At 62.7% G+C, this 15720-nt stretch carries 11 protein-coding genes; 7 read left to right on the top strand and 4 right to left on the bottom strand.

The window, feature by feature from the left end:
• Positions 1 to 146: 146 nt before the first annotated feature.
• The gene (locus NKH83_RS17905; protein ID WP_352806126.1) at positions 147 to 1568 is read right to left on the bottom strand and encodes an MFS transporter; all 1422 of its coding nucleotides are present in this window, start codon (positions 1566 to 1568) and stop codon (positions 147 to 149) included.
• Positions 1569 to 1860: 292 nt separating this feature from the next.
• Between NKH83_RS17905 and guaB the strand changes: the two genes are divergently transcribed.
• Complete coding sequence (gene guaB, locus NKH83_RS17900) at positions 1861 to 3363, top strand: IMP dehydrogenase (protein ID WP_352458563.1); 1503 nt, start codon at positions 1861 to 1863, stop codon at positions 3361 to 3363.
• 31 nt (positions 3364 to 3394) lie between these two features.
• Complete coding sequence (locus NKH83_RS17895) at positions 3395 to 3934, top strand: hypothetical protein (RefSeq protein ID WP_352477129.1); 540 nt, start codon at positions 3395 to 3397, stop codon at positions 3932 to 3934.
• Positions 3935 to 3940: 6 nt separating this feature from the next.
• Here the strand turns inward: NKH83_RS17895 and rnd are convergent, their stop codons facing one another.
• A complete protein-coding gene (gene rnd / locus NKH83_RS17890) occupies positions 3941 to 5092 on the bottom strand; it encodes a ribonuclease D (RefSeq protein ID WP_352477130.1) in 1152 nt (383 codons plus the stop codon).
• A 73-nt stretch (positions 5093 to 5165) separates the two neighbouring features.
• Complete coding sequence (locus NKH83_RS17885) at positions 5166 to 6413, bottom strand: MFS transporter (RefSeq protein ID WP_352477131.1); 1248 nt, start codon at positions 6411 to 6413, stop codon at positions 5166 to 5168.
• A 255-nt stretch (positions 6414 to 6668) separates the two neighbouring features.
• On the opposite strand from NKH83_RS17885, the gene NKH83_RS17880 reads away from it, so the two are divergent.
• The 4 genes from NKH83_RS17880 (at position 6669) to aspS (ending at position 11727) form a co-directional block, all read left to right on the top strand.
• Positions 6669 to 7937, top strand: coding sequence for an ABC transporter substrate-binding protein (locus tag NKH83_RS17880; protein ID WP_352477132.1), 1269 nt, complete (start codon positions 6669 to 6671; stop codon positions 7935 to 7937).
• Positions 7938 to 8005: 68 nt separating this feature from the next.
• Entirely contained in the window at positions 8006 to 8878 is an 873-nt protein-coding gene (locus NKH83_RS17875; RefSeq protein ID WP_254817726.1) for a carbohydrate ABC transporter permease, read from the top strand.
• Positions 8879 to 8897: 19 nt separating this feature from the next.
• Positions 8898 to 9722, top strand: a complete 825-nt coding sequence (locus NKH83_RS17870) for a carbohydrate ABC transporter permease (protein WP_352477134.1) — start codon at positions 8898 to 8900, stop codon at positions 9720 to 9722.
• Positions 9723 to 9936: 214 nt separating this feature from the next.
• Positions 9937 to 11727, top strand: coding sequence for an aspartate--tRNA ligase (gene aspS, locus NKH83_RS17865; RefSeq protein WP_352477502.1), 1791 nt, complete (start codon positions 9937 to 9939; stop codon positions 11725 to 11727).
• 76 nt (positions 11728 to 11803) lie between these two features.
• Here the strand turns inward: aspS and NKH83_RS17860 are convergent, their stop codons facing one another.
• A complete protein-coding gene (locus NKH83_RS17860; protein WP_352477136.1) occupies positions 11804 to 12997 on the bottom strand; it encodes an aq_1923 C-terminal domain in 1194 nt (397 codons plus the stop codon).
• A 369-nt stretch (positions 12998 to 13366) separates the two neighbouring features.
• Between NKH83_RS17860 and parC the strand changes: the two genes are divergently transcribed.
• Positions 13367 to 15619 (top strand): DNA topoisomerase IV subunit A, encoded by a 2253-nt coding sequence (gene parC, locus NKH83_RS17855; RefSeq protein WP_352477137.1) that lies wholly within the window; start codon positions 13367 to 13369, stop codon positions 15617 to 15619.
• Positions 15620 to 15720: the final 101 nt, after the last annotated feature.

Here is a 15720-nt window from a genome sequence, read left to right as displayed (position 1 = left end):
TGGCAGCTTCGGCGCGCCGCCCAACCCCGCAACGCTGGAGATTGGCGAAAACCGACCTCACGTCCGATCTCCCCCCTCGTGGGGGAGATGGCCGGCAGGCCAGAGGGGGGCGCTGTCCCTCCGGCGTCCGTAAGCACGAGGAAAGGTCAAGTCCCCGGCGGGCTCACCGGCTCCAGTGTCTTCGGCGGTGTCAGCCGGCCATGTCCAGACACGGCATTGCCGGCGTCCGGCGCCAGCCGCATGAACGACAGCGAGGCCGCCGCCGACACCGCCGCCACGATGAAGAAGGCGGTGTGAAAGTCGGTCAGCGTCAACGGGCCGCCATGGATCGTGGTCGACACTTCCAGGATGCCGCCGGCCAGCGCCACACCGAGCGCGATCGCCAACTGCTGGAACACCGCCGTGATCGGCGTCGCCTTGCTGGTGTCGGCGGCCGAAATCTCGGCGTAGGCAAGCGCGTTGATGCCGGTAAAGAACATCGAGCGGATGAAGCCCCCGGCGAGCAGCATGGCGAGGATCAGCCCATAGGGCGTGTCGGGTGTGAACAGGCCGTTGACGGCGATGGACGCGGCAGCGATGAGCGAGCCTGAAATCAGCACACGGCGGAAGCCGGCGACCCTGAAGATCAGCGCGGTGACGAATTTCATGCCTATGGCGCCGATCGCCGAGACGAAGGTGATCATGCCGGACTGGAACGGCGTCAACCCGAAACCGATCTGGAACATCAGCGGCAAAAGAAACGGTACGGCACCAATGCCGATGCGGAACAGTCCGCCGCCGAGCACCGACGAGCGGAACACCCGATTGCGAAACAGCTCGAGCGCCAGCAGCGGATTCTTGGCGCGGCGCGCGTGCAGCAGATAGAGCACCGCCGACGCCAGACCGACGGCTACGGTGACAAAGCCGGCAGCGGGCGGCAGAGCCGGCAGGCTGACCACCGACAGGCCGAACACGATGCCCGATGCCGCCAACCCGCTCAGCACGAAACCGGTGAAATCGAGCGGCGGCGTCTGGGCGGCGTCGGTCTTTGGCAGGAAACGCGTGGCCAGCCAGATCCCGACCAGCCCGATCGGCACGTTGATCAGAAAAATCCAGTGCCAGGAAAAATAGGTCGTGATGAAGCCGCCTATCGGCGGGCCGACCAGCGGGCCGACCAGAGCCGGGACGGTCAGCCACGACATGGCGGCAACGAGTTCGCTTTTCGGCGTCGCGCGTACCAGCACCAGACGCCCAACCGGCGTCATCATGGCGCCGCCAATGCCTTGCAGGAAGCGTGAGACCACGAAAGCCGGCAGCGAATTGGAAATGGCGCACGCGACCGAACCGACGATGAACACGGCGATCGCGACACGGAAGACATTCTTGGCGCCGAAGCGGTCGGCCATCCAGCCGCTGATCGGAATGAAGATCGCCAGCGATACCAGATAGGCGGTCAGCGCCAGCTTGAGCGCGATCGGGCTGCTGTGGATGTCGATGGCGATCGCCGGCAACGATGTCGCAATGACGGTCGAATCCATGTTTTCCATGAAGAGAGCGACCGCCAGGATAAGCGGAATGGTGCGGTTCACGATGGATCCGGCCTTGAAATGTGCGTCGCGATTGCTTGCCGGCCTTGGGGCCAAACCGACAGGTAGGGCGGTTATCATGGCTTGGCCCGGATGTCGCATTAATTTGCTGTCACGTTTGTGCGACCGCAAGTCGTGCAGCACCTGCGGCAAATGCAGCTTTGCCACTACACAACCATCGGCTTTTCAACGGCGACGGGACGTGTTACGAGCCAGCGCCAATCCTGAAAGGGAAGAAGACGAGTCGGCGCTGTCCATCAGGGCGAGCGCCTTTCCTGCATTCCGAGGGCTGGCCATGGCAAAAATCATCGAGACGTCCACCGGCGCATTGGCGCTGACCTTTGACGACGTGCTGCTGCAGCCGGGTCATTCCGAGGTCATGCCCGGCGAGACCGACATCCGCACCCGCATCGCCGGCGACATCGACCTCAACGTGCCGATCCTGTCGGCCGCCATGGACACGGTTACCGAGGCGCGGCTAGCCATCGCCATGGCCCAGGCCGGCGGCATTGGCGTCATCCACCGCAATTTCTCGCCGGCCGAACAGGCCGAGCAGGTGCGGCAGGTGAAGAAGTTCGAGTCCGGCATGGTGGTCAACCCGGTCACCATCGGTCCGGAGGCGACGCTAGCCGATGCGCTGGGCCTGATGCGCACCTACAGCATCTCGGGCATTCCGGTGGTCGAGAACGGCGGCACCGGCGGCCACACGGTCGGCCGGCTCGTCGGCATCCTGACCAACCGCGACGTCCGCTTCGCGTCCGATCCGGCGCAAAAGGTCTATGAGCTGATGACCCGCGAGAACCTGATCACGGTCAAGGAGAACGTCGATCAGGACGAGGCCAAGCGGCTGCTCCATCAGCACCGCATCGAGAAGCTGGTTGTGGTCGATCGGGACGGCAATTGCGTCGGGCTGATCACGGTCAAGGACATCGAGAAGTCGCAGCTCAACCCGCACGCCACCAAGGATGCGCAGGGACGCTTGCGCGCCGCCGCCGCCACCAGTGTCGGCGATGACGGTTTCGAGCGGGCCGAGCGCCTCATCGACGCCGGCGTCGACCTTCTGGTGATCGACACCGCGCACGGTCATTCGCAGCGCGTTCTGGATGCCGTGACGCGGGCCAAGAAGCTGTCCAACTCGGTTCGCATCCTGGCCGGCAACGTCGCCACCGCGGAAGGCACCTTGGCGCTGATCGATGCCGGCGCCGACGCGGTCAAGGTCGGCATCGGACCAGGCTCCATCTGCACCACCCGCATCGTCGCCGGCGTCGGCGTGCCGCAGCTCTCGGCAATCATGTCGGCAGTCGAGACGGCGCAGAAATCGGGCGTTTCGGTTATTGCCGATGGCGGCATCAAATATTCGGGCGATCTCGCCAAGGCGCTGGCCGCCGGGGCCAGCGCGGCGATGATTGGCTCGCTGCTGGCCGGCACCGACGAGAGCCCCGGCGAGGTCTATCTGCATCAGGGCCGCTCCTTCAAAGCCTATCGCGGCATGGGTTCGGTCGGCGCGATGGCGCGCGGCTCCGCCGATCGTTACTTCCAGGCCGAGGTGCGCGACACGCTGAAACTGGTCCCGGAAGGCATCGAAGGGCAGGTGCCGTACAAAGGACCTGTGTCTGGCGTGCTGCACCAGCTTGCAGGCGGCCTGAAAGCCGCTATGGGTTATGTCGGTGGCCGCGACCTTGCCGATTTCCGCGAGCGCGCCACTTTTGTGCGGATATCCAATGCCGGACTTCGTGAAAGCCACGCCCATGACGTCACGATTACCCGCGAAAGCCCGAATTATCCTGGCGGAGCCTGACCGTCATGCGTCTTGGCGCAATCTGGCGGCAATGATCCTGCGGCTGTCGCGCCACGCGGCCGCACTCTGTGTCGCCACAGTGGCGGTTTTCATCATCATGACGGCGATGGAGTTCCTCTATTTTCGCCGATTGAGCGGCGGTCAGCCGTCGCTCGACATGCGCTATGCCGGTTTCACTCCGGATGAGGGCATGGCCTGGCTAACGGCTCTCGGCCGGCGCGGCAGCGAGATTATCCTCGTCTGGCATTACCTGACCTTCGACCTGCTGTTTCCGGCGCTGCTGTCGCTGACGATGGTCAGCCTGATCCTGGCCACGGGCCGGCGGCTGAAGAATTTCCATGCACTGCCTGCGCAAACGCAGGCGACATTCGCAGCTGTGCTGGTGCTGCCCTACACGCTTGCCGACTATGCCCAGAACATCGCCGTGGCTCGTCTTTTGTCCGATTTTCTGTCGGCCAATCCGGATTCGCTATCCTTCGCCTCGGCGCTGATCGTCACCAAATTCGCCCTGCTGGGGATACCAGTGACCGTCATTGCGGCTTTTCATCTTGCCGGTCAGAGACAGCGCTGATCGAGACTATACCTCGAACACCGCGATCTTGCGCTTGTCGAACCTGATGGCGAGTTCGCCGCGCACCAGCTTGAGCGCGGCCTCGCCGAAAACGGCACGCCGCCAGCCTTGCAATGCCGGCACGTCGGCTTCCTCGCCCTCGGCAGCGATGCGGTCGATGTCGTCACTGGAGGCGAGTACCTTCGAGGCGACGCCTTCCCTTTCGGCAACGATCCGCAGCAGCACCTTCAGCAACTCCGCCGCGGCGCTCGACCCCTCCGGCGGCTGGAAGCTCTTCGGCAGCTTCGGCATCTCTTCCCTGGGCAGGGCAAGGGCAGCGTTGACTGCGCCAAGCAATGCCGTCGCCGTCGAAGAGCGTTCCCAGCCCTTCGGCGTGGTACGCAGCTTGCTCAGCGCCGCAGCGTCGCGCGGCGCCTGTTGCGCCACTTCGTAGATCGCATCGTCCTTGAGCACCCGGCCGCGTGGCACGTCGCGCTCGCGCGCTTCGCGTTCGCGCCAGGCCGCCACCGCCTGCACGATCGCCAGTTCCTGCGGCTTGCGCAGCCGCATTTTGAGCCGCTTCCAGGCATCCTCGGGATGCGGATCGTAGGTCTCGCGCGAGGTCAGCACGTCCATCTCCTCGTTCAGCCAGTGGGCGCGGTTTTCCCGCACCAGCTCGGCGCTGAGATGCTTGTAGACCTCGATCAGGTGGGTGACGTCGGCGAGCGCGTAGTCGAGCTGCTTTTCTGACAGCGGACGGTGGCGCCAGTCGGTGAAGCGCGAGGACTTGTCGAGCCGCGCGCCGGTGATGCGCTGCACCAGCTGGTCGTAGGAAACGCTGTCGCCGAAGCCGCAGACCATTGCCGCGACCTGGGTGTCGAACACCGGATGCGGCACAAGATCGCCGAGATGCACAATGATTTCGATGTCCTGCCGCGCCGCATGGAAGACTTTGACGATCGCCTCGTTGGCCATCAGCCTGAAGAACGGTTTCAGGTCGATGTCGGGCGACAGCGGATCAATCAGCGCCGTCACCCCGGGCGCTGCCATCTGGATCAGGCACAGGATCGGCCAGAAGGTCGTTTCGCGAATGAATTCGGTATCGACGGTGACGAATTCCGCCTTTTCGAAAGCGGCAATAACGGTCTCGAGTTCTTTCTGAGTGGTGATGACGTGCATCAAATCGCTTTTGGCAAGGGATAGGGTCTCTTTCAATTTCAGCCGCGCGCGCTTTCGTCAAGCGCAAGCACCTCTATCCAGGTTTTGCGGGTTCATCGGGATCGCCATTCCGCTTCGCCAACCGGGCAAAAACCGTCGAAGTGCGCAACAGCGCCGTAAAACGGCTGCGATGGGTGGCCGGCACGGCGGAGCGCGCCTGCATCCGGTAAAGGATGACGGCCACGAAGATCGCATAGACGGTGGCGCTGAACACGAACAGCGCGCTCGGCCCGAAAAATTGCATCACCGTCGAGGCTGCGAACGGCCCGCCGATGGCGCCGAACGAGTAAAACAGCATCAAGGCAGCGTTGATCAGCACGAACTCGCCCTTGTCGGCGCGGTCGTTGGAATGCGCCGCCGACAGCGAATAGAGCGGCATGGCGAAGCAGCCGAAGATGAAGACGAGCAGGAAGTTGAGGAACGGGCTGCCGCCTGCCACGAATGCCAGGGCCAGTGCCGCCACCATCGCACAGCACGTCGTCATCAGCAGCACCGAGCGCCGGTCCCAGCGGTCGGAGAGGTAGCCGAGCGGGTATTGGATGATGGCGCCGCCGAAAATGCCGACGCTGACGAAGGTGACGACGTCGGCGACCGACATGCCGATCTGCTCGGCATAGACCGGCGACAGGGTGCGGAAGGCGCTGTTGGTGACGCCGACGGCGATACAGCCGAAGCAGCCGAGCGGCGAGATCCGCCAGACGCGCGCCAAATCGAGCTTGACCTCTTCCGGCGGCGTCGGATTGGAGCGGTCGCCGAGCGAAACCGGCACCAGCGAAACGGTGATCATGATCGACATGATGGCGAAGATGGCAAAGCCGCCGGCGCCAAAGATCGGGATCAGGAACTGGGCGCCCGTCACCGAGCCGATGTCGACCATCCGGTAGATGGCAAGCACCCGCGCCCGGTCGGTGTTGGTGACGCCGGAATTCAGCCAGGCTTCCATGATGGTGAACAGGCCGGCGAAGCAGAACCCGCCGGCAAAGCGCACGGCGCACCACATCACCGGATCGATGACCAGCACCAGAAGCAGCGTCCCCGCCGAGGCGATCGCCGCCAGTGCCGAAAAGGCGCGCACATGGCCGACCGACTTCATGATGCGCGTCACGGCAAGGCAGCCGAGCAGGAAGCCGGCGAAATAGAACGTGCCCATCAGGCCGATCGAGGAAGCGGGAAAACCTTCCTGCGCACCACGCAGCGCAATCAAGGTGCTCTGCAGGCCGTTGCCGCCGAGCAGGATGCCGGCGGCGATCAGGAGCGGGATCAGCGGGCGGATGGAAGACATGAAGGAAAGCCTGTCGTTGATCCCTTCTTGAACCATCGCCTTCGCCAATACCAGCGACAATTCCCGGCGGCGTTGGGGCCAGCCGGGGGCTGCCGCGTGGCGCCGGACCCTCCGTGTTGGAACCAAGGCGTATCTTTGTAGTTCAGTGCTGGTGGGCGAATAAGCGTCTTGTGAGTTGCCGGTGTGCGGAGGCGGTCGGGCATCGACGTCCGTTTTTGTTGCCCGGCCTGAAGCTCCAAAGAGAGGTCCGCCGTCATGAAATTTCATCCCGCATTTGCGGCATTTGCCATGGCCGCAGTTCTGGCGGCCGGGCCGGCGCGGGCTGTCGACCTCGTCATGGTATCCGGCGATACCGGCAACGGCCAGAGAATCCTTCGCGAGATCCTCGATCAATACGAGAAGAAGACCGGCAATAAGGTTAGCGTCGTTCCGCTGCCTCCCTCGGCGACGGACCAGTTTGGCCAATACCGGCTCTGGCTTGCCGCCGGAAGCAGCAACGTCGACGTCTATCAAACGGACATCATCTGGGCCCCCCAGCTTGCAAGGCAGTTCATCGACCTGACCGAAGCGACCAAGGATGTCGTTGGCGCCCATTTCCCATCGATCATCAAATCGCAGACCGTGGACCGCAAGCTGGTCGCCTTGCCGATATTCACCGACGCTCCGGCGCTCTACTACCGCAAGGATCTCCTCGACAAATACGGCGCCAGGGTCCCGGCCAGCTGGGCCGAGCTTGCCGACACCGCCAAGCTTGTCATGGACAAGGAGCGCGACGCCGGCAGCAAGGACATGTGGGGCTTCGTTTTCCAGGGCAACGCCTATGAGGGGCTGACCTGCGATGCACTCGAATGGGTGAAGTCGAACGGCGGCGGCCAGATTATCGAGCCGGATGGCACGATCTCCATCAACAATCCGCAAGCAGTTGCGGCGCTGGAAATGGCGAGGAGCTGGGTGGGAACCATCTCGCCGCCCGGCGTTCTGGCCTATCAGGAAGAAGAGTCGCGCGGAGTCTGGCAGACAGGCAACGCCGTCTTCATGCGCAACTGGCCCTATGCCTACGCGCTTGGCAACAGCGAAAGCTCCCCCATCAAAGGCAAGTTCGAGGTGACAACGCTGCCGCCGGGGTCGGGCGAGGGCGCCCGCCCGGCAGCAACGCTTGGCGGCTGGAATCTCGCGGTTTCCAAATATTCGAAGAACCCGGATGCAGCGATCGGGCTGGTCAAATGGATCGCCTCGCCTCAGATGCAGAAGTACCGCGCCTTGAAGGGGGCATATCTGCCGACCATCCAGGCACTCTATGACGATGCCGACATCGCCAGCGCCCAGCCGGTGATTCCGCGCTGGAAGGAAGTCGTCCTCAACGCGGTGCCGCGTCCCTCGGCCCAAGCCAAGAGCAGGTACAATGAGGCATCGAGCGAGTTCTGGACCGCCGTCCACAACACCATTTCCGGCGAGGGCACGGCCGCCGACAACCTTGCCGATCTGGAGTTCTCCTTGACCAGGCTCAAAGGCACCGCCTGGTGACCCCGCCGCGCTCAGGCTCGCTGCTGGCGCGTCAGCGTGCGCGCTCGGCATGGCTGCTGCTTGCCCCGATGCTCATCGTGCTCGCCGCCGTTGCCGGCTGGCCGTTGATGCGCACGATCTATTTCGGCTTCACCGATGCCTCGCTCGCCGACCTCGAAGCCCGCCGCTGGGTTGGCTTCGCCAACTATTTCTCCGTCGTGCAAATGCCGAGCGGCCGCGTCATCTACGACGGGCTGCTCGCCGATCCGGTCTGGTGGCGCGCTGTCTGGAACACCGTGCGCTTCGCGGTGATTTCGGTGACCTGCGAGACGGTGCTCGGCATGATCGTCGCGCTGGTGCTCAACGCCAGGTTTCGCGGCCGCGGCATCGTGCGCGCCGCGATTCTAATCCCTTGGGCCATCCCGACGATCGTCTCGGCGAAAATGTGGCAGTGGATGCTCAACGACCAGTTCGGCATCATCAACGACGTCCTGCTCAAGCTCGGCCTGATCAGCACAAAAATCGCCTGGACCGCAAGCGCCGACACGGCGATGGTCGCCGTCCTCGTTGTCGATATCTGGAAAGCGACCCCGTTCATGGCGCTTCTCATTCTCGCCGGCCTCCAGATGCTTCCACAAGAAATCTACGAGGTCGCCAAGCTCGACGGCGTCGGCGCGTGGAGAGTTTTCTGGAAGATCACCTTGCCGCTCATCCGACCGGCGTTGATGGTGGCCATGATCTTTCGCGGTCTCGATGCCCTGCGCATCTTCGATCTGATCTACGTGCTTACGCCAAACAACATACACACCAAGTCGATGTCGGTGTTTGCCCGCGAGAGCCTGTTTGAGTTCGACAAATTCGCTTCCGGTTCCGCCGCCTCGACGTTGCTCTTCCTTATCCTCGCCCTACTGACCATGCTCGTCCTTTGGCTCGGCCGGATAAGACTGGACAAGGACTATTGATCATGGGGGAGCACTGACCATGTGGATCGTCAAGCGCACGGCTTTCTACCTCCTCGTCGCCGTTATCATCGTCGTCGCGGTGTTCCCGTTTTACTACGCCATCATCACCAGCCTGAAATCGGGGACGGCGCTCTTCCAGGTCGACTATTGGCCGACGACGATTACCTTCAGCAACTACCGGACCGTATTCACCGAGGGGACCTTCTTGCGCAATCTCGTGAACTCGCTGTTCATCTCGAGCGCGGTTGTCTTCATTTCGCTGTTCCTCGGCGTCACCGCCGCCTATGCACTGGCGCGCATCCGCTTCAGAGGCCGTTCGGCACTGCTCCTCATCATCCTGTCCGTCTCGATGTTTCCGCAATTGGCGGTGCTTGCCGGGCTTTTCGAGCTAATCCGCATCTTCGGCCTCTACAATTCGCCGTTCGCGCTGATCTTGTCCTACATGATCTTCACCTTGCCGTTCACCGTCTGGGTGCTCACCGCCTTCGTTCGCGACCTGCCGATCGAACTGGAGGAAGCGGCGATCCTCGATGGCGCCACGCCCTGGATCATCATCAGCCGCGTCTTCCTGCCGCTGATGTGGCCGGCGCTGGCGACCACCGGGCTTCTCGCCTTCATCGGTGCTTGGAACGAGTTCCTGTTCGCCCTGACGTTTACCTCCAGCAACGAGCAGCGAACCGTGCCGGTGGCGATAGCGCTGCTCTCCGGCAGCTCGCAGTTCGAGATCCCGTGGGGCAACATCATGGCCGCATCGGTGATCGTCACCGTGCCGCTTGTCGTCCTCGTTCTCATCTTCCAGCGCAAGATCGTCTCCGGCCTCACGGCGGGCGGGGTGAAGGGATGAGTGCATAGTTGAACTGCCGGCACAGAGCAGCGAACTCAGATTGACGCCTCTGGCATAAATTGATGCCGGTGGGATAGGCGCGGGAAGAACGCGAACTCGACCCAGCCGCCGCTTGCCTTGACAAATGCACCCTCTCATGTGCTTTTCGCGCAAATTTTCAGGCTGGGCCATCATGCCTTGGCCGCAACCCAACATCCGGACCTTAAGAATGACAATGCATCGTTACCGCAGCCATACCTGTGCCCAATTGAGGAAGGCCGACGTCGGCTCGACCGTTCGCCTGTCGGGTTGGGTACATCGCGTGCGCGACCATGGCGGCCTGCTGTTCATCGATTTGCGCGACCATTACGGTCTGACCCAGATCGTCGCCGATCCGGATTCGCCTGCCTTCAAGATCGCCGAGACCTTGCGTGGCGAATGGGTCGTCCGCGTCGACGGCGAGGTCAAGGCGCGCCTCGCCGACACCGTGAACCCCAATTTGCCGACCGGCGAGATCGAGATTTTCGCGCGCGAGATCGAAGTGCTGTCGGCGGCCAGGGAATTGCCGCTGCCGGTGTTCGGCGAGCCGGACTATCCGGAGGACATCCGCCTCAAATACCGCTTCCTCGACCTGCGCCGCGACACGCTGCACAAGAACATCGTGGCGCGGACGAAAATCATCGCCGAGATGCGCAAGCTGATGGGCGAGGTCGGCTTCACCGAATTCTCGACGCCAATCCTGACCGCCTCATCGCCGGAAGGCGCGCGCGACTTCCTTGTGCCGTCGCGTATCCACCCCGGCACTTTCTATGCGCTGCCGCAGGCACCGCAGCAGTACAAACAGCTGATCATGGTGTCCGGCTTCGACCGCTACTTCCAGATTGCGCCGTGCTTCCGTGACGAGGACCCGCGCGCCGACCGTCTGCCGGGTGAATTCTACCAGCTCGACGTGGAGATGAGCTTCGTCGAGCAGGAGGATGTGTTTACCACCATGGAGCCGGTGATGCGGGGGGTGTTCGAGACCTTTGCCGCCGGCAAGCCGGTGACGGACAAGTTTCCGCGCATCGCCTATGATGTCGCCATGCGCAAATACGGCACCGACAAGCCGGACCTGCGCAACCCGATCGAGATGCAGGCCGTCTCGGATCATTTTCGCGAATCCGGCTTCAAGGTATTCGCCAACATCCTTGCCAACGATCCGAAGGCCGAGGTCTGGGCCATTCCGGCCAAGACCGGCGGGTCTCGCGCCTTTTGCGACCGCATGAACTCATGGGCGCAGGGCGAGGGCCAGCCCGGCCTCGGCTACATCTTCTGGCGCAAGGAGGGCGAGAAGCTCGAAGGGGCCGGGCCGCTGGCCAAGAACATCGGCGAGGAGCGCACCGAGGCGATCCGCCTGCAACTCGGCCTTGCCGATGGCGATGCCGCCTTCTTCGTCGCCGGCGATCCGAAGAAGTTCGTCTCCTTCGCGGGTGCGGCGCGCAGCCGCGCCGGCGAGGAGCTCAATCTTGTCGACCGTGATCGCTTCGAACTGTGCTGGATCGTCGACTTCCCGTTCTTCGAATGGAACGAGGAGGAGAAGAAGATCGACTTCGCGCACAATCCGTTCTCGATGCCGCAAGGTGGCATCGATGCGCTTAACGGCGAGGATCTGCTCGGAATCAAGGCGTTCCAGTACGACATGGTCTGCAATGGTTTCGAGATCGCCTCAGGCGGCATCCGCAACCATCTGCCCGAAACCATGGTCAAGGCGTTCGAGACGGTCGGGCTGGACCGCGAGACGGTCGAGGAGCGCTTCGGTGGCCTCTACCGCGCCTTCCAGTATGGCGCGCCGCCGCATGGCGGCATGGCGGCCGGCATCGACCGCGTCGTCATGCTTCTCGTCGGCGCCAGGAACCTGCGTGAAGTGACCATGTTCCCGATGAACCAGCAGGCCTACGACCTGTTGATGAACGCGCCGTCGGAGGCCAGCCCGCAGCAGCTTCGCGAATTGTCGCTGCGCGTCGTGGCGACGAAGAAAGAGGTTTAGGAAACGCTCCGAACCGATGCTGTTGATTCATAAAAAAGCCCGGCATCGCTGCCGGGCTTTTTGCTTTGGATCTCGGTCAGTCTTCGTTTGCCGTAACCGTCACGCCGAGCGTTTTCGGCAGGTCGAGCGGGTTGGACATGGCGCCCGCCATGATCAGCGCGAACGGCACCGCCGCCGGCGGCTCGGCCGAGACCTCGATGCTTTGCGGATCGTCGAGGAATTTGTTGACCGCGGCCGAAACCTGCGCCGTCAGTTCCGGATTGTTGAGCTGCGCCATGCCGAAGGGCACGATCGCCTTGGCCTGGTTGGCAATGTCCTTGCCGGACATGCCTTGCTGCTTGCCGGCATAATCGAGCACCTTTTTGGTCAGCGAATCATCATCGAAGCGGATCGAGGCGCTGTTGAACGAAAGCTGCTGCAGCAGCCCGAGCATGGCCATGCCTTGCGCCGAATTGTCGGCGCCTTCGGGCTGCGCCGCCATCTTCTTCTGCATCTCCTGCAGTGATTTGATGACGTCCAGCGTGTAGCCGCCGAGATCGAAGGTCATGCCGAGCGTGCCGGCATTGTCGACCGATATTTCGTATTTCGACAAGTCCATCCTGCCGTCGGTAGGCTGCCAGGTGCCTTCCATCTCAAGATTGCCCGATATGTTCTGGTAGCCGAGCGCGTTGATGACTTCCTTGGACTTCGGATCTTCGACCAGTGTCAGGTCGGCAGTGAATTTTTCCGTGGTGCCGGAAAACGCCAAGGCCTTGCCGTCGGCCGGCGGCGTGATTGCGATGGCAAGCCCGTCCATCGAGAAAGCGGTCTTGTCGGCCACCTTGACGGTCATGTTGTCGAGCTCGGCCGATTTGTAAATCATCAGCGAGCCCAGCGGGCCGCTTGCGCCTTCGGCCGGAACCGTCATGTCGTGGATGACGAAGGGGCTGAGATTGAGCGTGACGCCATCCTCGCTATGTTCGAACGGCGACGTCGACACGGTCGCGATTTGATAGCCACCATTGGCTTCGGTCACCCCTTCGAGCTTGACGTCGCCGATCTTGAGCGCCTCCTTTTCGGCCGCCGGTTTGACCGCCACGCCTTGCAGAACCATGCTGGAGGTGTCGCCGGTTACTCCGGTCCAGGAGAGGTCGACACCCTGGGCGGCGAGGGCAGCCTTCAGCCGGTCGGCGACCGCGGTATCCTGCGCGAATGCCGCATTCAGCGGCAGCGTCAGCAAAAAGGTCGAAAAAGCCAGTCTTTTAATAAGTGTCGAGTGCCTGATCGTCATCGAGAGCTCCCCTGAGAGTGTCCTGAAATTCTTTTCAAATCGTCGCGTCGTCACCATTCGGCGACGAACTGGACCGGAAAAAGGCGGGCCTCGGCACAATGATCGAAAATCGCGGCTAAAGGCAAACCCGATCCATCAGGCTTGCGATAGAAGCAGGATGTAACGGGTTGATGTTGGCCGGCGTCGCGACGCTCCCAATTCCCGTTGCATAATGGATGTCGCGCAAAGTGTGCAGCGGTATTGCGATGACGACATGCATCAAAACAAGGACCTAAAGCGTCGCATGAGGCCGGTCGAACGCGACGTGGTTTAGGAGGAGGCATACCGGTGCCTCTTGCCGCGAATCACCCGCTCGGCTAGTGCCACCCCATGGGAAAAAGGCTTTTGCCGCCCGAGAGTGGCGGCGGCGACAATATCGAGCCGGTCGATCTGAAGAAGGCGCTGGAAGAGCGCTATCTCGCCTACGCGCTGTCGACCATCATGCACCGGGCGCTGCCGGACGTGCGCGACGGATTGAAGCCGGTGCATCGTCGCATCATGCATGCCATGCGCTTGTTGCGGCTCAACCCCGACCAGGGTTTTGCCAAATGCGCCCGCATCGTCGGCGAGGTGATGGGCAAATTCCATCCGCATGGCGACCAGTCGATCTACGACGCGTTGGTGCGGTTGGCGCAGGATTTTTCGATGCGCTACCCGCTGGTCGACGGGCAGGGTAATTTTGGCAATATCGACGGCGATAACGCCGCCGCCATGCGCTACACCGAAGCGCGCATGACCGAAGTGTCGACGCTGCTTTTGGAAGGCATCACCGAGGACGCGGTCGATTTCCGCCCGACCTACAACGAGGAAGACGAGGAGCCGGCGGTGCTGCCCGGCGCCTTCCCGAACCTGCTCGCCAACGGCTCGTCCGGCATTGCCGTTGGCATGGCGACCTCGATCCCGCCACACAATGCGGCCGAGCTTTGCGACGCCGCGCTTCACCTGATCGATCATCCGGATGCGCCCGTCACCAAGCTGATGGACTTCGTCCAGGGGCCGGATTTCCCGACCGGCGGCATCATCGTCGACAGCCGAGCCTCGATCCTCGAAGCCTACGAAACGGGTCGCGGCGGCTTTCGCGTCAGGGCGAAATGGAGCCAGGAGGATCAGGGCAGGGGCACCTGGAACATTGTCGTCACCGAAATCCCCTATGGCGTCCAGAAGGCTAGGCTGATCGAGAAGATCGCCGAGCTCTTGATGGCACGCAAGCTGCCGCCGCTCGAGGATATCCGCGACGAGAGCGCCGAGGACATCCGCGTCGTGCTGGTACCGAAGAGCCGCTCGGTCGATCCCGGCATCATGATGGAATCGCTGTTCAAGCTGACCGAGTTCGAAAGCCGCTTTCCGCTCAATATGAACGTGTTGTCGCGCGGCAAGGTGCCGAACGTGCTGTCGCTGAAAGGTGTGCTCAAGGAATGGCTGGAGCACCGCCGCGACGTCTTGATCCGCCGCTCCAAGCACCGCCTCGGCGAGATCGAGCGGCGGCTGGAGATCCTCGCCGGCTATTTGATTGCCTACCTCAACATCGACGAGGTGATCAGGATCATCCGCGAGGAGGACGAGCCCAAGCAGGTGATGATGGCTCGCTGGTCACTCACCGACACCCAGGCTGAAGCCATCCTCAACATGCGGCTGAGGGCGCTGCGCAAGCTCGAGGAATTCGAAATCCGCGAGGAATTCAATGGCCTGACCGGCGAGAAGAAGCAGATCGAGGCACTGCTTGCGTCCGACGCCAAGCAGTGGGCGACGATCAAGTGGGAAGTCGCCAATGTTCGCCAGAAATACGGGCCCGAGACCGACATCGGCAAGCGCCGCACCGAGTTCGCCGACGCACCCGAGCATGACCTGACCGATATCGCCCACGCCATGATCGAGCGCGAGCCGGTCACTGTGGTCGTTTCGGAAAAGGGCTGGCTGAGGGCCATGAAAGGTCATCTGACCGACCATTCGGCCCTGACCTTCAAGGAAGGCGACAGCCTCAAGCTCGCCTTCCACGCCCAGACCACCGACAAGGTGCTGGTCTTCACCACCGGCGGCAAGTTCTACACGATCGGCGCCGACCGGCTGCCCGGCGGGCGCGGCCATGGTGAGCCGATCCGCATCATCGTCGACATGGACAACGACCAGGATATCGTCACCGCCTTCGTCCATGATCCCAAGCGCAAGCTGCTGCTGGTGTCGCATGACGGCAACGGTTTCATCGTGCCGGAAGAAGAAGTCGTCGCCAACACCCGCAAGGGCAAGCAGGTGATGAACGTCAAGGCGCCAGACGAAGCCCAGCGCTGCGTGAGCGTCGCGGGCGACCATCTCGCCATTGTCGGCGAGAACCGCAAGATGCTGGTGTTCCCGCTGGCCGAGATCCCGGAGATGGGGCGCGGCAAGGGCGTGCGCCTGCAGAAATACAAGGATGGCGGCGTCCTCGACCTCAAGACCTTCACGCTCGCAAGCGGCCTGTCCTGGCAGGATTCGGCAGACCGCACCTTCATCAAATCGCGTGACGAGCTTGCCGAATGGGTCGGCGCCCGCGCCTCGGCCGGCCGCATGGTGCCGAAGGGGTTCCCGCGCACGGGGAAATTTGGGTAGGCGCGCTTCTTCCTTCTCCCCTTGTGGGAGAAGATGGCCTCGCGAAGCGAGGTCGGATGAGGGGTGTTCCAGAAAACACCGACGCCTCACTTCGCTGGAAC

This window comes from Mesorhizobium sp. M0909, assembly GCF_040319515.1.
In the GTDB taxonomy this organism is placed as follows: domain Bacteria; phylum Pseudomonadota; class Alphaproteobacteria; order Rhizobiales; family Rhizobiaceae; genus Mesorhizobium.
The sequence above is the reverse complement of the archived record's forward strand: the minus strand, read 5'-3'. Positions and strand labels throughout refer to the sequence as shown.